General features: G+C 58.2%; 18 protein-coding genes and 1 pseudogene. 18 read left to right on the top strand and 1 reads right to left on the bottom strand.

Going from position 1 to position 16,735, the window contains the following annotated elements:
• The first annotated feature begins 64 nt into the window (after window positions 1–64).
• The 13 genes and pseudogenes from fleN (at window position 65) to AC1MEW_RS28815 (ending at window position 11,826) form a co-directional block, all read left to right on the top strand.
• Entirely contained in the window at window positions 65–895 is an 831-nt protein-coding gene (fleN, locus tag AC1MEW_RS28875; protein WP_003222917.1) for a flagellar synthesis regulator FleN, read from the top strand.
• A complete protein-coding gene (gene fliA, locus AC1MEW_RS28870; protein ID WP_085716996.1) occupies window positions 892–1,632 on the top strand; it encodes an RNA polymerase sigma factor FliA in 741 nt (246 codons plus the stop codon). Before fleN ends, fliA begins: the two co-directional genes overlap by 4 nt.
• Window positions 1,633–1,800: 168 nt before the next feature.
• Window positions 1,801–2,172: a chemotaxis response regulator CheY gene (locus AC1MEW_RS28865; protein WP_201194993.1), complete on the top strand. Its 372-nt coding sequence runs from the start codon at window positions 1,801–1,803 to the stop codon at window positions 2,170–2,172.
• Between the two features lie 22 nt (window positions 2,173–2,194).
• Window positions 2,195–2,983 carry a protein phosphatase CheZ gene (locus AC1MEW_RS28860; protein WP_322267775.1) on the top strand — a complete coding sequence of 263 codons (789 nt, stop codon included), beginning with the start codon at window positions 2,195–2,197 and terminating at the stop codon, window positions 2,981–2,983.
• Between the two features lie 53 nt (window positions 2,984–3,036).
• On the top strand, window positions 3,037–5,280 hold the full coding sequence (locus AC1MEW_RS28855) for a chemotaxis protein CheA (RefSeq protein ID WP_322267776.1): 2,244 nt from the start codon (window positions 3,037–3,039) through the stop codon (window positions 5,278–5,280).
• Between the two features lie 49 nt (window positions 5,281–5,329).
• Complete coding sequence (locus AC1MEW_RS28850) at window positions 5,330–6,469, top strand: protein-glutamate methylesterase/protein-glutamine glutaminase (RefSeq protein WP_201201802.1); 1,140 nt, start codon at window positions 5,330–5,332, stop codon at window positions 6,467–6,469.
• Window positions 6,469–7,209, top strand: a complete 741-nt coding sequence (locus AC1MEW_RS28845) for a flagellar motor protein (RefSeq protein ID WP_201201803.1) — start codon at window positions 6,469–6,471, stop codon at window positions 7,207–7,209. The genes AC1MEW_RS28850 and AC1MEW_RS28845 overlap by 1 nt, the downstream gene beginning before the upstream one ends.
• A gap of 15 nt (window positions 7,210–7,224) precedes the next feature.
• The gene (motD, locus tag AC1MEW_RS28840) at window positions 7,225–8,115 is read left to right on the top strand and encodes a flagellar motor protein MotD (RefSeq protein ID WP_480424474.1); all 891 of its coding nucleotides are present in this window, start codon (window positions 7,225–7,227) and stop codon (window positions 8,113–8,115) included.
• Window positions 8,116–8,157: 42 nt separating this feature from the next.
• Window positions 8,158–8,946 (top strand): ParA family protein, encoded by a 789-nt coding sequence (locus tag AC1MEW_RS28835; protein ID WP_201201806.1) that lies wholly within the window; start codon window positions 8,158–8,160, stop codon window positions 8,944–8,946.
• 117 nt (window positions 8,947–9,063) lie between these two features.
• Window positions 9,064–9,951 (top strand): CheW domain-containing protein, encoded by an 888-nt coding sequence (locus AC1MEW_RS28830; RefSeq protein ID WP_201201807.1) that lies wholly within the window; start codon window positions 9,064–9,066, stop codon window positions 9,949–9,951.
• A gap of 86 nt (window positions 9,952–10,037) precedes the next feature.
• Window positions 10,038–10,523 (top strand): chemotaxis protein CheW, encoded by a 486-nt coding sequence (locus AC1MEW_RS28825; RefSeq protein WP_010456928.1) that lies wholly within the window; start codon window positions 10,038–10,040, stop codon window positions 10,521–10,523.
• Window positions 10,524–10,916: a DUF2802 domain-containing protein gene (locus tag AC1MEW_RS28820; RefSeq protein ID WP_201256231.1), complete on the top strand. Its 393-nt coding sequence runs from the start codon at window positions 10,524–10,526 to the stop codon at window positions 10,914–10,916.
• A gap of 549 nt (window positions 10,917–11,465) precedes the next feature.
• Window positions 11,466–11,826 (top strand): annotated as a pseudogene (locus tag AC1MEW_RS28815) (DUF6124 family protein).
• A gap of 98 nt (window positions 11,827–11,924) precedes the next feature.
• Here AC1MEW_RS28815 and AC1MEW_RS28810 read toward each other — a convergent pair.
• On the bottom strand, window positions 11,925–12,254 hold the full coding sequence (locus AC1MEW_RS28810; protein WP_201256232.1) for an EscU/YscU/HrcU family type III secretion system export apparatus switch protein: 330 nt from the start codon (window positions 12,252–12,254) through the stop codon (window positions 11,925–11,927).
• A 425-nt stretch (window positions 12,255–12,679) separates the two neighbouring features.
• Between AC1MEW_RS28810 and AC1MEW_RS28805 the strand changes: the two genes are divergently transcribed.
• The 5 genes from AC1MEW_RS28805 to AC1MEW_RS28785 are packed head-to-tail and all read left to right on the top strand — an operon-like array spanning window position 12,680 to window position 16,655.
• Window positions 12,680–13,042, top strand: a complete 363-nt coding sequence (locus AC1MEW_RS28805) for a hypothetical protein (RefSeq protein WP_201256233.1) — start codon at window positions 12,680–12,682, stop codon at window positions 13,040–13,042.
• Window positions 13,035–13,604 (top strand): hypothetical protein, encoded by a 570-nt coding sequence (locus tag AC1MEW_RS28800; protein WP_201256234.1) that lies wholly within the window; start codon window positions 13,035–13,037, stop codon window positions 13,602–13,604. The genes AC1MEW_RS28805 and AC1MEW_RS28800 overlap by 8 nt, the downstream gene beginning before the upstream one ends.
• Before the next feature lie 53 nt (window positions 13,605–13,657).
• On the top strand, window positions 13,658–14,161 hold the full coding sequence (locus AC1MEW_RS28795; protein WP_201256235.1) for a hypothetical protein: 504 nt from the start codon (window positions 13,658–13,660) through the stop codon (window positions 14,159–14,161).
• On the top strand, window positions 14,158–15,417 hold the full coding sequence (locus tag AC1MEW_RS28790) for a beta-ketoacyl-[acyl-carrier-protein] synthase family protein (protein ID WP_201256236.1): 1,260 nt from the start codon (window positions 14,158–14,160) through the stop codon (window positions 15,415–15,417). Before AC1MEW_RS28795 ends, AC1MEW_RS28790 begins: the two co-directional genes overlap by 4 nt.
• Entirely contained in the window at window positions 15,417–16,655 is a 1,239-nt protein-coding gene (locus AC1MEW_RS28785) for a phenylacetate--CoA ligase family protein (protein WP_201256237.1), read from the top strand. The genes AC1MEW_RS28790 and AC1MEW_RS28785 overlap by 1 nt, the downstream gene beginning before the upstream one ends.
• Window positions 16,656–16,735: the final 80 nt, after the last annotated feature.

The raw sequence follows: 16,735 nt of genomic DNA, 5'->3' as shown, positions 1-16,735 counted from the left end.
CAGTTGATGAACGCGCAGCCAGTAATGTGGCCTCCGTCTATGCAAGACAAGGTAAAGAAATAACATGGGCAGCATGCATCCCGTACAGGTGATCGCGGTGACCGGCGGCAAAGGTGGCGTCGGGAAGACTAACGTGTCAGTGAACTTGTCCCTGGCTCTAGCTGAGCTCGGCCGGCGCGTCATGCTGCTGGATGCCGATCTGGGGCTGGCGAACGTCGACGTTCTGTTGGGACTGACGCCAAAACGTACCCTGGCCGACGTGATCGAAGGCCGCTGCGAGCTGCGCGACGTTCTGTTGCAAGGCCCGGGCGGTATTCGCATCGTCCCGGCCGCTTCCGGTACCCAGAGCATGGTTCATCTGAGCCCGGCCCAACATGCCGGCCTGATCCAGGCCTTCAGCGATATCGGCGACAACCTCGACGTACTCGTGATCGACACAGCTGCCGGTATTGGTGACTCGGTAGTCAGTTTTGTCCGCGCCGCCCAGGAAGTGTTGCTGGTGGTCTGCGATGAGCCGACCTCCATCACCGACGCCTACGCGCTGATCAAACTGCTGAATCGCGATTACGGCATGAACCGCTTCCGCGTCCTGGCCAATATGGCCCAGAGCCCGCAAGAAGGTCGCAACCTGTTCGCCAAGTTGACCAAGGTCACGGACCGCTTCCTCGACGTCGCCTTACAATACGTCGGCGCCGTGCCTTACGACGAAAGCGTGCGCAAGGCCGTGCAGAAGCAACGTGCCGTCTACGAAGCCTTCCCGCGCTCCAAGTGCGCCCTGGCGTTCAAGGCGATTGCACAGAAGGTCGACACCTGGCCACTGCCGGCCAACCCGCGCGGGCATCTGGAATTTTTCGTCGAGCGTCTCGTGCAACAGACCGCAGGACCCGTCCTATGACAGCCAGTGGCTACAACCTCTACAAGAAGTCGGCACGTGACTCGCAGTACGAGCTGATCGAGCGTTACGCGCCACTGGTTAAACGCATTGCTTACCACTTGCTGGCACGTTTGCCGGCCAGTGTTCAGGTGGAAGACCTGATCCAGGCCGGGATGATCGGCCTGCTCGAAGTATCGACCAAATACGACGCCAGCAAAGGCGCGAGTTTCGAGACGTACGCGGGCATTCGAATCCGCGGCGCGATGCTCGATGAAGTACGCAAAGGGGACTGGGCGCCACGTTCGGTCCACCGCAATACCCGCATGGTCAGCGACGCAATTCGCTCGATTGAAGCTAAAACCGGCCGTGACGCTAAAGATCACGAGGTTGCGGCCGAACTCCAATTGAGTCTCGACGATTATTACGGGATTTTGAACGACACCTTGGGCAGCCGCCTGTTCAGTTTCGACGACCTGTTGCAGGACGGCGAACACGAAGGGCTGCATGAGGACGGCGCCAGTGCTCATCTGGAGCCGTCACGCGATCTGGAAGATGAACGTTTCCAGGCTGCGTTGGCGGACGCGATTGCCAATTTGCCGGAGCGTGAGCGACTGGTGTTGGCGCTGTACTACGACGAAGAGCTGAACCTCAAGGAAATCGGTGAGGTCCTGGGGGTCAGCGAATCGCGTGTCAGCCAGTTACACAGCCAGTGCGCGGCCCGTTTGCGGGGGCGTTTGGGGGAGTGGCGAGCGCGCTGAAGGCAGTGTGGGGGCACTGCGAACGAGGCTGGTGTGGTGTTGAACTGCAGCGGTCTCGATCTGTTGTGCTCCAGACAGTCATTTGAGTGCTTTGCCGGATTGATTGAAGTGGCGTGTCCAGGTGCTGGGCGCGTTTAAGACTGCTTGGAGGTCGAATTGGACAAGAACATGAAAATCCTCATCGTTGATGACTTCTCAACGATGCGGCGGATCATTAAAAACCTGTTGCGTGACCTTGGGTTCACCAACACGGTCGAGGCTGACGATGGCATCACTGCCATTCCGGTTCTCAACAGCGGCAGCATCGACTTTCTGGTAACGGACTGGAACATGCCTGGCATGACCGGTATCGATCTGCTGCGCCACGTGCGCGCCGATGAAAGACTCAAGCACCTGCCGGTGCTGATGGTGACTGCTGAAGCCAAGCGCGAGCAAATCATCGAAGCGGCCCAGGCCGGTGTAAACGGCTATGTGGTCAAACCCTTCACGGCCCAGGCGTTGAAAGACAAAATCGAGAAGATTTTCGAACGCATCGGTTGAGAAACTGCGCCACGGGGGAGCTATGGACCATAACGAATCTTCACAGGGCGACTTTGAGTCGACCCTGAAAAAACATGCCCGCGAACTGGTCGACAGCCTTGAAAAAGGCAAGTTTGGCGACGCTGTGCAACTGATCCATGAGCTCAATCAGACCCGTGACCGCGGCCTGTACCAGGAAGTGGGCAAGCTCACTCGTGAGCTGCATAGCGCGATCGTCAATTTTCAGATTGACCCGCACATGCCGCAAGCCGAGGAAGTTTCGCAGATCACGGACGCCACCGAGCGTCTGGGTTATGTGGTCAAGCTGACCGAGGCCGCAGCCAACCGCACCATGGACCTGGTGGAAAACGCCACGCCGCTGGTCAACGGCCTGAGCAATGAAGCCCAGGCGTTGAGCACCGACTGGGGACGGTTCATGCGTCGCGAAGTCGGGGCTGAAGAGTTCCGTGAGCTGGCGCGGCGGGTCGACGGTTTCCTGACACGCAGCAGCGAAGACAATCGCGTGGTGTCGAGCAACCTGAACGACATTCTGCTGGCTCAGGATTACCAGGACCTCACCGGTCAAGTGATCAAGCGCGTGACCCAATTGGTCACCGAAGTTGAAAGTAACCTGCTCAAGCTCGTGCTCATGGCCAGTCAGGTAGACCGCTTTGCGGGTATCGAACATGACCGTGAAGCGATGCTGGCTGAAAAAGATCCGCAAAAACATCTCTCTCAGGGTGAAGGTCCGCAGATTCATGCCGATAAAAGAGAAGATGTTGTGTCCGGTCAGGACGATGTGGACGATTTGTTATCCAGCCTAGGATTTTAGAGTTTTAGAATTTCAGGTTTTTTAGGTTTTTAGACCTTAGGAGCACCCCCTTAATGAGCTTCGGCGCCGATGAAGAGATCCTTCAGGATTTCCTGGTTGAGGCCGGCGAGATTCTAGAGCAGCTGTCCGAACAACTGGTTGAGCTGGAAAGCCGACCGGATGATGCGGACTTGCTCAATGCAATTTTTCGCGGTTTCCACACTGTAAAAGGGGGCGCCGGCTTCCTCCAGCTCAATGAGCTGGTGGAGTGCTGTCACATCGCCGAGAACGTGTTCGACATCCTGCGCAAGGGTGAACGACGCGTCGACTCGGAACTGATGGACGTGGTTCTCGAAGCGCTGGACGCAGTGAACGGCATGTTCACCGAAGTCCGCGAACGCAGTCCGATCACGGCTGCCACTCCAGAATTGCTTGCGGCACTGGCCCGTCTGGCCGAGCCGCAAAGCGCCGATGCAGCGGCTCCGGTTGCTGACGCGGTGGAAGAACCGGCCGCTGAAAGCGAGTCGGGCGACATTACCGATAACGAATTCGAACAACTGCTGGACTCGCTGAATGCCGTCAAGGCTCAGGCCGAGGCCCCGGCGGCTGCTCCTGCACCGGCCGCCGATGCATCGGCCAGCGACGAAATCACCGACGCCGAGTTCGAGTCGTTGCTCGATCAGCTGCATGGCAAAGGCCAGTTCGCGGTCGATGCCGTGGCCGCGCCTGCTGCCCCGGCTGCCCCGAAAGCGCCGGGCGACAGTTCGGACATCACCGACGACGAATTCGAAGCACTGCTCGATCAACTGCACGGCAAGGGCAACTTTGCTGTGGACGCGCTGGAATCGGCCATTGCCTCGGCACCGGCCCCGGCGGCGCCAACCGCTAAAGCGGCCGGCGGTGATCTGATTTCCGATCACGAGTTCGAATCGCTGCTCGACGAGTTACACGGTAAAGGCAAGTTCACCGAAGTCGGCACCGGGGCAGTGGTTTCCGCGCCAGTCGCCAAGGCGCCTGCCGCTGCCGCGAAACCTGCGGCTAAAGCCCCTGAGCCTAAAGCTGAAGCGCCGAAACCGGCGGCTGCGGCTGCTCCGGCACCTGCTCGCGCCGCACCGGCGGCACCGCCACCGGAAAAACCGGCCAGCGAAGCCGAGACCACCGTGCGGGTTGATACTGCGCGGCTGGACGAGATCATGAACATGGTCGGCGAATTGGTACTGGTGCGTAACCGCTTGGTTCGCCTGGGCGCCAACAGTGCCGACGAGGCCATGTCCAAAGCTGTGTCGAACCTCGACGTGGTGACGGCTGACCTGCAAACCGCGGTCATGAAGACCCGGATGCAACCGATCAAGAAAGTCTTCGGGCGCTTCCCGCGCCTGGTTCGAGACCTGGCTCGCCAGCTCAAGAAAGAGATCAACCTGGAACTGGTCGGCGAAGAAACCGACCTCGACAAGAACCTCGTCGAGGCCCTGGCCGACCCGCTGGTCCACTTGGTGCGCAACGCGGTCGACCACGGCATCGAGTCGCCGGAAGAGCGCGAAGCGTCGGGCAAGGCCCGCGGTGGCAAGGTGATCCTGGCCGCTGAACAGGAAGGCGACCACATCCTGCTGTCGATCTCCGATGACGGCAAAGGTATGGACCCGAACGTCCTGCGTGCCATCGCGGTAAAACGCGGTGTGATGGACAAGGACGCGGCCGATCGCTTGAGCGAAACCGAGTGCTACAACCTGATTTTCGCACCGGGCTTCTCGACCAAAACCGAGATCTCCGACGTGTCGGGTCGTGGCGTGGGCATGGACGTGGTGAAAACCAAGATTTCCCAGCTCAACGGTTCGATCAACATCTACTCGACCAAGGGCCTGGGCTCGAAGATCGTCATCAAGGTGCCGTTGACCCTGGCGATCATGCCGACGCTGATGGTCATGCTCGGCAACCAGGCGTTTGCGTTCCCGCTGGTGAACGTCAACGAGATCTTCCACCTCGACCTGTCGCGCACCAACGTGGTGGACGGCCAGGAAGTGGTGATCGTGCGGGATAAGGCCCTGCCCTTGTTCTACCTCAAACGCTGGCTGGTCAGCTCGGCCGCTCACGAAGAGCAGCGCGAAGGCCATGTGGTGATCCTGTCGGTGGGCACGCAGCGGATCGGCTTTGTCGTCGATCAACTGGTGGGCCAGGAAGAAGTGGTCATCAAGCCATTGGGCAAAATGCTTCAGGGAACCCCGGGCATGTCCGGCGCCACCATCACTGGTGACGGCCGCATCGCGCTGATTCTCGATGTCCCGAGCATGCTCAAGCGTTACGCCGCACGGCGTATTTGATTCTGGCGGGGCGGGGCGACTGAGCCTCGCTCCGTCTAATGGAGTGTTTATGGTAGTCAAAGTCCTGGTGGTGGACGATTCGGGGTTTTTCCGCCGCCGCGTCTCGGAAATTCTTTCAGCGGATTCGAACATCCAGGTTGTCGGTACGGCGACCAACGGAAAAGAGGCGATCGATCAGGCGCTGGCCCTCAAGCCAGACGTGATCACCATGGACTACGAGATGCCGATGATGGATGGCATCACGGCGGTGCGGCACATCATGCAGCGCTGTCCGACCCCGGTATTGATGTTCTCCTCGCTGACGCACGAAGGCGCCCGGGTCACCCTGGATGCGCTGGACGCTGGTGCGGTGGATTTCCTGCCGAAGAATTTCGAAGACATCTCCCGCAACCCGGAGAAGGTCAAGCAACTGCTGTGCGAGAAGATTCTCAGCATTTCGCGCAGTAACCGTCGCGCCAACACCTACACCGCCCCGGCCCCGGTCGCCGCGCCAGCCCCGACGCCTGCGCCTTCGAGCGCCAGCAGTTATGGCAGCAGCGCGCCTGTGCGTCCGGCACCGGCACCGATGCCAACTCGCAGCTATGCGCCTGCGTCGTCCAGCCCGTCGTCACCTGCGCCGAAACGCAAAGCCTACAAACTGGTGGCCATCGGCACGTCCACCGGCGGCCCGGTTGCCCTGCAACGGGTCTTGACCCAGTTGCCGGCCAACTTCCCGGCGCCGATCGTGTTGATCCAGCACATGCCGGCGGCCTTCACCAAGGCCTTCGCCGAGCGTTTGGACAAGCTCTGCCGCATCAGCGTCAAGGAAGCCGAGGATGGCGACATCCTGCGTCCTGGCCTGGCGTTGCTGGCGCCCGGTGGCAAGCAAATGATGATCGATGGCCGTGGCGCGGTGAAAATCCTGCCGGGTGACGAACGTCTGAACTACAAGCCGTGCGTGGACATCACGTTCGGTTCGGCAGCCAAGTCCTACGGCGACAAAGTTCTGGCGGTCGTATTGACCGGCATGGGCGCCGATGGTCGCGAAGGCGCACGCCTGCTCAAACAGGGCGGCAGTGCAATCTGGGCCCAGGACGAAGCGAGCTGCGTGATCTACGGCATGCCGATGGCCATCGTCAAAGCTGATCTGGCGGACGCGATTTACAGCCTGGACGACATTGGCAAGCACCTGGTTGAGGCCTGTATCTGATGGATGTACTCAGCCTGATCGGGATCATCATGGCGTTTGTCGCCATCATCGGCGGCAACTACCTTGAAGGCGGTCACCTCGGCGCACTGGCCAACGGCCCGGCGGCGTTGATCGTCATCGGTGGGACCATCGGTGCGGCGTTGTTGCAATCGCCGATGAGCGCTTTCAAGCGCGCCATGCAGATCCTTGCCTGGATCCTGTTTCCACCGCGTGTGGATCTGGCCGGTGGCATCGATCGCGTCGTGAACTGGAGCTTGACCGCCCGCAAGGAAGGTTTGCTGGGGTTGGAAGGAGTGGCGGACGCCGAACCGGATAACTACTCGCGCAAAGGCCTTCAATTGCTGGTGGACGGCGCGGAGCCGGAAGCGATTCGCAGCATCCTGGAAGTGGATTTCTACACCCAGGAAAGCCGCGACATTGAAGCCGCCAAAGTCTTTGAAAGCATGGGCGGCTACGCGCCGACCATCGGCATCATCGGTGCGGTGATGGGCTTGATCCACGTCATGGGCAACCTGGGCGATCCATCGCAACTGGGCAGCGGCATCGCCGTCGCCTTCGTCGCCACCATCTACGGCGTGGCCAGTGCCAACCTGGTGTTGCTGCCGGTCGCGTCCAAGCTCAAGTCCATCGCATTGCGTCAGTCGCGTTATCGCGAAATGTTGTTGGAAGGGATTCTGTCGATCGCCGAAGGTGAAAACCCTCGCTCTATTGAGTTGAAGCTTCAGGGCTTCATGGATTGATGGGAGACATGGACCATGGCACGTCGTCGCCAACCTGAAGAACACGTCAATCACGAACGCTGGCTGGTGTCCTATGCGGACTTCATCACCTTGCTGTTTGCGTTCTTCGTGGTGATGTACTCGATCTCTTCGATCAACGAAGGCAAGTACAAAGTCATTTCGGAAGCGTTGATCGGCGTGTTCACCGACTCGGATCGCGCCGTCAAGCCGATCCCGGTGGGTGAAGAGCGGCCGATGACGGTGACCCCGGCCAAGCCGTTGGTCAAAGACGCCGAACAGATTAATGCCGGCATCGCCGGTGCCAGCGATCCGCTCAAAAGCATTGCCGATGACATCAGCGCTGCGTTTGGCGACCTGATCAGCTCCAACCAGATGACCGTGCGTGGCAACGAACTGTGGGTCGAGATCGAACTCAATTCCAGCCTGTTGTTCGGCAGCGGCGACGCGATGCCCAGCGACATCGCCTTCAACATCATCGACAAGGTCGCGGCGATCCTGAAGCCGTTCGACAACCCGATCCACGTTGAAGGCTTTACCGACGATCAACCGATCCGCACCTCGCAGTACCCGACCAACTGGGAGCTGTCCTCGGCTCGTTCGGCGAGCATCGTGCGCATGCTGGCGATGCAAGGTGTCAACCCTGGCCGCCTGGCGTCGGTGGGTTACGGCGAATTCCAGCCTGTGGCCAACAACGCCACGGCAGAAGGCCGGGCGCGCAACCGTCGGGTGGTGCTGGTGGTGTCGCGAAATCTCGATGTACGCCGCAGCCTCACCGGTACCGGAACCGCCAATGCGAAACCGGATGCCGCGTTGAAGCGTGCTGGCACACAAACTGCACCGACCCCGGTCAAGTCGCCGGGACGAGAGAGCGCCGTCAATTCTCCGTCACCCGCATTAATACGTTGAGCTATTTCTCGGTCGGCGTTATCGACCGGGAGGAATATCCGAATGAGAGTCTGGGCAGTTGCCAATCAAAAGGGTGGTGTTGGTAAAACCACTTCCTCTATCGCTTTAGCCGGTTTGCTGGCCGAGGCGGGGAAACGTGTGGTCATGGTTGATCTCGACCCACACGGCTCGATGACCAGCTATTTCGGCTACGACCCCGACAGCCTGGAACACAGCAGCTACGACCTGTTCCTGCACAAGGGCAGCGTGCCTCAGGGCTTGCCCGGTCAGTTGTTGATGCCCACCAGTCACGAAAATATTTCGCTGTTGCCGTCGAGCACCGCACTGGCGACCCTTGAGCGTCAGTCGCCAGGCCAAAGTGGCCTGGGCCTGGTGATCGCCAAGAGTCTGGCGCAATTGTGGCAAGACTTTGATTACGCCGTGATCGACAGCCCGCCGTTGCTCGGTGTGTTGATGGTCAACGCCTTGGCCGCGAGCCAGCAGTTGGTGATCCCGGTGCAGACCGAGCATCTGGCCGTCAAAGGCCTTGAGCGCATGGTCAACACCCTGGCGATGATCAACCGTTCGCGCAAACAAGCGTTGCCGTTCACCATCGTCCCGACCCTGTTCGATCGCCGGACCCAGGCGTCCCTCGGGACCCTGCGCGTGTTGCGCGACAAATACCCGGAAGAAATTTGGCAAGGTTACATCCCGGTCGATACCCGTCTGCGCGATGCCAGCCGGGCCGGGGTCACGCCTTCGCAATTCGACGGCAAGAGCCGTGGCGTTCTGGCTTACCGCGCACTGCTCAAGCATCTGCTGACCGCACAACTCGTTCCGGCGGTGGCCTGACATGAACCCAATTCGCGTAGGAGCTGCCGCAGGCTGCGATCTTTTGATCCTGCTTTGTGACACCTTCGAATCCGCCAAAAGATCGCAGCCTTCGGCAGCTCCTACACAGGTGCGCGCATGAACCGGCCGGTGAAGGTCACCTCGCGTCCGCAACTGGCGCTCCAGTCTTATCTGGACAGCTTGCTGATGGAGGCGACTGAAGAGTTGCTGCCGGAAGTCGAGGCGGTTTCTGAAGTCGTTGAGGTTGTCGCAGTCGTCGAGGCCGAGGCCGCACTGGACGAGTTCCAGTTGGCGGTGCTCGAAGAACAGGCCCGTGATGCGCGGCCACCGGCGACCGTTGCCGCGCCAGCCGTTGCGCCCGTCGTTGAAAAAGCACCGGTTGCCGTGATCGAAGCCCCGGCACCGATCCTGGCGCCGGTATCGACCATCGCACCGCTGCTACAAGCCTTGGTGCCGCCGGTGGTCGAAGTCCACTTGCCGCCGAGCAACACGCCGCCACCGGTGGAAACCGATGGCCGCCCGTCTTGGGCTGCCGAGCCGTTCGAATGCCTGTTGTTCGATGTCGCCGGGCTGACCCTGGCTGTGCCGCTGGTGTGCCTGGGCTCGATTTATTCCCTGGCCGGCCACGAACTGACGCCCCTGTTTGGTCAGCCGGAATGGTTCCTCGGGATCCTGCCGAGCCAGGCCGGCAACCTGAAAGTGCTGGATACCGCACGCTGGGTCATGCCGGACCGTTACCGCGATGACTTCCGCCAAGGCCTGCAATACGTTATTTCGGTGCAGGGCTACGAGTGGGGGTTGGCGGTGCATCAAGTCAGCCGCTCGTTGCGCCTGGACCCGAACGAAATCAAATGGAGAAGTCATCGAGGTCAGCGGCCATGGCTCGCCGGCACGGTGATTGAGCACATGTGTGCATTGCTGGACGTTTCCGCACTGGCCGAATTGATCGCCAGCGGTGGGGCAAAGCACATGGGCGGCAGTAAGCCGCTACATAAACCGACATAGCAGCCGACATAACAAGTAGGCGACGGCATTGTTGAATGCCGCCACACAGACACACACCGCCAAGCGCGGTTTTCTAGGGGTCAGGTATGAGCAGTCAAGCGACGAATGCAAAAGGTTCTGAAGATCCGATCCTGCAATGGGTAACCTTCAAACTGGACAATGAAACCTACGGCATCAACGTGATGCGCGTTCAGGAAGTCCTGCGTTACACCGAAATCGCCCCGGTCCCGGGTGCCCCGAGCTACGTGCTGGGCATCATCAACCTGCGCGGTAACGTGGTCACCGTGATCGACACCCGTCAGCGCTTTGGCCTGATGAACGCCGAGATCAGCGACAACACCCGTATCGTCATCATCGAAGCCGACAAGCAAGTGGTCGGGATCATGGTCGACAGCGTCGCCGAAGTGGTTTACCTGCGTCAGTCGGAAATCGAGACGGCGCCGAACGTCGGTAACGAAGAATCCGCCAAGTTCATCCAAGGCGTGTGCAACAAGAACAACGAACTGCTGATCCTGGTCGAACTCGACAAGATGATGAGCGAAGAAGAATGGTCGGATCTGGAGAACATCTGATTGATTCTTGAGGTTGCGGTCATTGTCCTGTTCCTGTTTTGGGCAGGCACGCTGGCGATGTTCCTGGCGTACATTCGCGGTCAGCGGCTGATCGCCGCGCAACAGGCCGAGGGCGATGCGCTGCGCGATCAGCGCATCAAGGACCTGGCCAAGCGCGTCGACAACTACCAGAACGGCAACGTGCGCATGGGTGAAGACCTGCACGAACTGCGTGCGGTGGTCGGCCCATTGCCGGACAAACTCGCTCAACTGGAACAGCGCGATCCTTCGAGCCTGTCGTTTGCCCAAGCGGCGCGACTGGTGGGAATGGGCGCGAGCGTCGATGAACTGACTCAGTCGTGTGGCTTGACCCAGGCTGAGGCGGAGTTGATGAGTAAGCTTCACAAGAGCTGACGCCTGTCAGAGCTCGTTCCCACGCTCTGCGTGGGAACGACTCTGGGGACGCTCCGCGTTCCGCTGTTGAATGTGACGCAGAGCGTCACGGGCTGCATCCCCACGCAGAGCGTGGGACCGATCCTGCCATTCGGGACGGATATATTTATCTGTCCCTGCCTTCCTCCCTGACGAATGCTGATGCCAATTAAACAGCGATGTTTAAAAGACATCTCCAGACATTCTCCGCGGCTACACATCCTTGCGCCGCTGCCTACGGCTACGTCAGAATCCGCCGGCTTGTGCGTCTATAGCCCGAGTCTTATCGTTTGCCTGCCACTGCTAATCAGTGGTCGGGTTTCGCAGCCCGGGTTAATCAAGGCGCATAGCGCCACTGTATCCTTTCAGTCGACGCTTTTTTGTCTACTGCATTGCGTTATGGCGGCTGTGTGCGGGAGATCTTCGGGTCTGCCGGGTTCCTTGATTCCCGGTCTGCGAACCCGCGCATAGCTGCCACCTCTCTTCGTTTCGCAGCGAAACGTGGTAGCTCCATTAATCAAGGAGCTCCAAATGTTCAAGATCACCCCCCAATCCGCCAGAAACCGATGACGTTTCCCCGTACGAAACCGCCGATTCCAAAAAACTCAACGACGCCGCCGATCGCGCTCTCGATTACTACCTCAAACCAGTTATTCCCAAAGACGCCCAACGCAAACCCAGCACGCTTTTTTTTGTCGACCCCGACGCGGATGACGAAACGCTGCTGGCCAACACCTGCGAATCCCTGGCGTCGGCAAGTGTGATGCTCAGTGATGCCGCGGGCTTGTTGGAGGGCACGCAACGCAACACCATCCTGGGGATTCAACAGGTGGTGATGCTGGGTGAGTTGGCGGTGAATCGCATGCTGGACAGGCTTGATCCGCAGCCTTAGCGGTAATTGACAGATCGAGCTCCTACATCGGGATGGCGTACATGGTGTAGGAGCTGTCGAGCGAAGCGAGGTTGCGATCTTTTGAATTCAACCCGGAATCAGTAATCATCCCCACGCTCGGTCACATTCTTCTCGAGCACCGGTGCGTTTGGATCATGCCCCGCCGGGAACTTGCCCTTCAGATTCCACGCAAACGCAATAATCTCGGCAATCGTGCGATATAACTCCTGCGGAATACTTTCCCCCAGTTCCATCCGCGCCAGCAGCCTCACCAGTTCGGGGTTCTCATAGATTGGCACTTCGTAGTCGCGGGCAATCTTCAGAATGGCTTCGGCCAGTGCGTCGTCACCCTTGGCCGTGAGGGTCGGGGCGTGGGTGCCGTCGTACTTGAGGGCGATGGCCTGGCGTGGGGTGTTGGGATTGTTCATGCGGTTTCGTCGACCCAGCGTTGTTCGAGGCGGGTTTTGGGGGGCATCTGGCAAGGCACTAATCGGCTTGGCGTGGCAGCTATATTTATGGCGATACGGAAGGTGAAGGTGATGGAAATTCAGATTGGGTACCCGTCCTCAGACCAAGACTACACTGCCTTAGTCCCTTGCCCACAACTTTGTCGGATCCCGCCGACTTGTAATAGTTGTCCGTCGTCGGTAACTTGATAATCCATTGGATTGGTCGGTTCGTCTTAGCTAACTTAGCTAGTAATACGTCTTAAATAAGAGTTTTGTATTGAGTCGTGGCGTTTAAATAATAGGAGGTGGCTTTTTCAGTGAGTTTGTCTGCTTTCTGTTTTAAGCTGAAATTAATATGTAAGTGATATCCATAGCCTCGTATTGAGAAAATAATAAGGGCCGTTATGTATCTCACTAAGATAAAAGAAATCACTGCTAATATACTTTTTTTGGGCTTTGCAGACGATATAAAAGGCGATGCATCATTCGAGGAAATTGGTTTTTCCTCCATTGACTTCATTGGTTTTTGTTATGAGGTCAAGGCGCAGATAGATCCAAGTATTGAGCCGAATGATATATGGCCATTTACGAGGTTGCTGGTCGATCCACAATTTTATGCTGAAGGCTGCTGGACTGAGGCAGGTAGAAAAATTGTAAATGACCTATTAGGTGTGGACGACAGTGTGGTGGTAGATCCCAAGTCGCTGGATCAATACTGGACGCCAGAATTCTGCGCCCGACGAATTGAGACGGTTCTAAATGCCTAATCTATTCATCACCGGCTATGGCATTGAACAGGCAGCGTTGAATCCATATGACTTGGCTCAGTGCCTGACTGAGCGCCCAGACGATTTGCCAGACAACCAGCCAGGAGAGGCAAAGTTGTTAGCGGCTATTGTTCCGCACATCGCTCGCGAAGATCGGGCGATGCTGACCTCTCAAACGATTTGTAGCTTAAATGTTGGTTTCTTGGCCATGAGCATGGCCCAGCAACATGCTGGTTTCACTTTGGATGAAAAGGACGCCATGTGCGTGTACACCACCTATGAAACGGTCCGTGATTTCCATGAAGTAATTTGGCAATTCAAGTCGTCCAGCGAGCACTACACCAACAAAGATTTTCTGTTCGCCAATCTGGGGAAGTTGCCAACGCTGTGCATCCGTTGCGATTGTTTCGCAAGCTGCCTACCAATGGTCTTTACCATTTATCCAAGCTCTTCGGGCTACGCGGCGGCGGTTATCCGTTGCGCAAGATGTCATTGGGTGGGCTTTCCTTGCTGGAGGAAGCTTTTTATAACCTACCTTGCAGTGAGTCCAGCGGGGCGTTGATCTGTGCCTACGGTGATATGTCGAAAGCCGATAACTCCCAGGTGTTCAAAAAAATGGGGTTGATCAATGCCAAGGAACCCCAGCGCTCAAGCGTTAATGGAACCAGTGGCGCGGTGTCGCTGGTTGTCGAAACCGGAGAACGGATTTCTCGGTTGCACGTCCAACCGCTGGCAGAAGTGTTGCTGGCGGTCAGTCGATTCTCCACCAGCATGTTCGCTTCACACCAGGACTGGGTCGAGGCTTACGCACAGTTGGAACCCTGGGTACGTGAAAGTCATCCGGTTGTGGTGCTTTACGACAACGGTGCACCTGGCATTGGCGAGGCGGAAGTGCAGGCGCTGGAGAGCAGTCTGAACACCTTTGAGTTACGTCGTTACAAACCCTGGTCGCGGTATGCAGTGGCAACCAGCGGTCTGGTAGATCTGGTGTGCGCGTTGGCCGACCCGTCCATTGAGCCGGGGCGGGTGATCATCATCCATGGCGAAGGTGCAGGGATGGGCCTGGGTTTGATCGTGTTGCGCAAGTCATCAATGCCATCGCAGAAGGCCTCGTCATGAATCAGCAAAGGGTTGTCATCAGCGGGTTCGGTTGTTGTACACCGTTGGGCGATCACTATGCAGCCATTGAAGAATCGCTGCGAGATGGCCGCTCCGGGGTGAGAAAAATCGCCAAATATGACACCGCTACATTCAAGAGCCATTTTGCCGGGATTCCGGTGTCGGGAAACTTTCCCACACACGACGTGCGGCGGCGGTTCAGTCACGATGAGTTCTATACCCGTACCGCCATGGAAAATCTGCTGGCGTCGGTGTCCTTTGATCCTGGCTCGATCGGTGAGCAGCGCATTGGTTGTTTCCTGGGGGTTGACGAGCCCGTGGTGGACATTCAGCAAACGGTCGACCTGGCCTACGATCTGAACAAGGTGGACGGGCAGTTTGCCAATCTCGACCCGGCACTCGAAAGGCATTTTCGCGTACAGGACTTCATTCGTTACGACCCGACCAATGCGTTGCGCACGGTGCATAAGTTTGTGCCGTTCAAGGGGCCGGCATCGGTGCATCTGGGGCTGTGTTCCGCTTCCCTGCAAGCCATCGGCACCGGTTTTCAAGCCGTAAGGCAAGGGCGCGTGGATGCGGCGATCGTTGGCGGTATCTCGGCCAAGGTCACCGCCGAACATTACATCGGGTTGGAGTCAGTCGATATCATCGCTACCGATGAACGACTCGACGCCACGGCGCTGTCGCGACCCTTCGATGCGCGGCGTTCGGGTTATCTGCCCGCTGAAGGCGCGGTGCTGTTTCTGCTCGAGTCTCTGGACGCATGTCTGAAAGCAGGGCGGGAACCGTTGATGGAACTGGTGGGTTTTGGCACCAGTACCAACGCCAGCCATATCGTCAAACCCGCACCCGACAGCGGCGAGATGAAACTGGCCATGACCCGGGCCTTGAAAAACGCCGGATTGCAGGCGCGCGATATTGGAATGGTCAATGCGCACGGGACTTCGACAATACTCAATGACTTGCACGAGTCCGCCGCCATTTGCGCGGTACTGGGAGAGCAAGTGCCTGTCACCGCCAACAAGTCTTTGCACGGGCACATGATTGCCGCCGCCGGGGCCATGGAAACCCTCAATACCTTGATCAGCCTGCGTTCGGGGTTCATTCCGGGAACGATCAATCTCGAGTCCAGGGACCCTGACTGCCTGGCCAATGTTTCTCCGTTCACCTTGCAGCGTCCAGTGGACTACTGCCTGAAAAACTCCTTCGGCATGGGCGGCCTGGCCGCGTCGATGATATTTAAAAGAATCGGATAATGACTATAAAAAGCCGCACTTCGTTTGATATCGAAAAATTCAACAAGATGATCGGCGAGTACGCCGAACAGGGTTATCCGCTGGATTTGCCAACGGTCACGGGATATGACGATTTCGTGCACAAATACCCGCCATTGAGCAAAAAAGCACTGATGCAGGTCAGCGATACGCTGATTGATGCTGGCAAGCTACAGCATTGCTACGTCATCTCGACCTCGGGCACCACCTCGGCGCCGCTGGTCCTGGCCAGTCGTATCTTCCAGCGTGTCACCGAGGACAGCTACCCTTATCAGGTGCGCGGTTTCATGGCCGAGCATGTGTTTTGTGCCGAGGACACCGTGGTCAATCTGCTGACCGCCGGCTGCCTGGGTTACAACTATGAAGGCATGTGCCGGATGCTTGAGCCGATCGGCTCGACGGTGTTGCCGGTAGGGCGTCCCGACGTGATGAACAACATGCCGTCGTTACTCGCCACCATGAAGCGTTTCAACGCAAACGTATTGGTGGGCTCACCGACCGGGATCATCCAGGTCGCCCAGGCCGCGGAACAGCTTGACGTGGATCTGGCCATCACCAAGATCGTGTTTGTCGGGGAGGCATTTCACCTGGGCAAGCGCGAATTTATCCAGCGCCTGTGGCCCAAGGCGCAATTCCATAGCCTGTACGGGGCCACGGAGCTGGGGTTCGCGGCGGTGAACACGCCGGCCATGGAGCCGCACCAGCACTTGATATTGTCAGACTGGTTCTTCATGGAGCAGACCGATTCCGGCGAGCTACTGGTGACCGACCTGAAGGCCCCGGTGGTGCCGGTCATTCGCTACCGGATTGGTGATGTCGGTGAGCTGACCCTGAGTGAAGACAACCAGTATTACCTCAAGATCGGCCAACGCGTGGCTGAGGAGTTCAGTCTCGGCGGGCACCGCATCAGCCTGACACTGATTGAGCAGGCATTGGTGGCCGCCAAGGTGCCGTCAGAGGCGTTTCAGGTGCGCCTGTCAACCACTGACGCAGGCAAGGACAGCGTTACGGTCCTTGTCGATGTCGAGCCTTCGGTCATCAATGATGCCTGGGGCGTGCGGCTGCAAGAGCAACTCTTGCTGATTCCAAAGTTGAAGGAGGCAGTGACGCGTGGTGTTGCGGTGGTCAAGTGGGCGAACAACGCAGATTTCTCCTATAACCCACGGGGCAGCCTCAATCGTTTGCTCGACCATCGCAATCAACTTTCGGTTGTTGGCTGATCGTCATTGTTTGTCTCAGGCATGTGCAGTGCCAAGGGGTTTTTATACTGGACATTTTGCGCGGTACACCGCTGTGGGTT

Source organism: Pseudomonas sp. ASL4 (genome assembly GCF_056680395.1).
This window is presented reverse-complemented; position numbering and strand designations above follow the sequence as displayed.

What these genes read in the sequence shown, in the direction of transcription:
- AC1MEW_RS28845 (WP_201201803.1), top strand. Translation starts at nt 6,469, where the DNA reads ATGGATGTACTCAGCCTGATCGGGATCATCATGGCGTTTGTCGCCATC.
- AC1MEW_RS28810 (WP_201256232.1), bottom strand. Translation starts at nt 12,254, where the DNA reads ATGAACAATCCCAACACCCCACGCCAGGCCATCGCCCTCAAGTACGAC.
- AC1MEW_RS28860 (WP_322267775.1), top strand. Translation starts at nt 2,195, where the DNA reads ATGGACCATAACGAATCTTCACAGGGCGACTTTGAGTCGACCCTGAAA.
- AC1MEW_RS28855 (WP_322267776.1), top strand. Translation starts at nt 3,037, where the DNA reads ATGAGCTTCGGCGCCGATGAAGAGATCCTTCAGGATTTCCTGGTTGAG.
- AC1MEW_RS28800 (WP_201256234.1), top strand. Translation starts at nt 13,035, where the DNA reads ATGCCTAATCTATTCATCACCGGCTATGGCATTGAACAGGCAGCGTTG.
- AC1MEW_RS28785 (WP_201256237.1), top strand. Translation starts at nt 15,417, where the DNA reads ATGACTATAAAAAGCCGCACTTCGTTTGATATCGAAAAATTCAACAAG.
- AC1MEW_RS28865 (WP_201194993.1), top strand. Translation starts at nt 1,801, where the DNA reads ATGAAAATCCTCATCGTTGATGACTTCTCAACGATGCGGCGGATCATT.
- AC1MEW_RS28835 (WP_201201806.1), top strand. Translation starts at nt 8,158, where the DNA reads ATGAGAGTCTGGGCAGTTGCCAATCAAAAGGGTGGTGTTGGTAAAACC.
- fleN (WP_003222917.1), top strand. Translation starts at nt 65, where the DNA reads ATGGGCAGCATGCATCCCGTACAGGTGATCGCGGTGACCGGCGGCAAA.
- AC1MEW_RS28790 (WP_201256236.1), top strand. Translation starts at nt 14,158, where the DNA reads ATGAATCAGCAAAGGGTTGTCATCAGCGGGTTCGGTTGTTGTACACCG.
- fliA (WP_085716996.1), top strand. Translation starts at nt 892, where the DNA reads ATGACAGCCAGTGGCTACAACCTCTACAAGAAGTCGGCACGTGACTCG.
- AC1MEW_RS28805 (WP_201256233.1), top strand. Translation starts at nt 12,680, where the DNA reads ATGTATCTCACTAAGATAAAAGAAATCACTGCTAATATACTTTTTTTG.
- AC1MEW_RS28825 (WP_010456928.1), top strand. Translation starts at nt 10,038, where the DNA reads ATGAGCAGTCAAGCGACGAATGCAAAAGGTTCTGAAGATCCGATCCTG.
- AC1MEW_RS28850 (WP_201201802.1), top strand. Translation starts at nt 5,330, where the DNA reads ATGGTAGTCAAAGTCCTGGTGGTGGACGATTCGGGGTTTTTCCGCCGC.
- AC1MEW_RS28795 (WP_201256235.1), top strand. Translation starts at nt 13,658, where the DNA reads ATGGGGTTGATCAATGCCAAGGAACCCCAGCGCTCAAGCGTTAATGGA.
- motD (WP_480424474.1), top strand. Translation starts at nt 7,225, where the DNA reads ATGGCACGTCGTCGCCAACCTGAAGAACACGTCAATCACGAACGCTGG.
- AC1MEW_RS28830 (WP_201201807.1), top strand. Translation starts at nt 9,064, where the DNA reads ATGAACCGGCCGGTGAAGGTCACCTCGCGTCCGCAACTGGCGCTCCAG.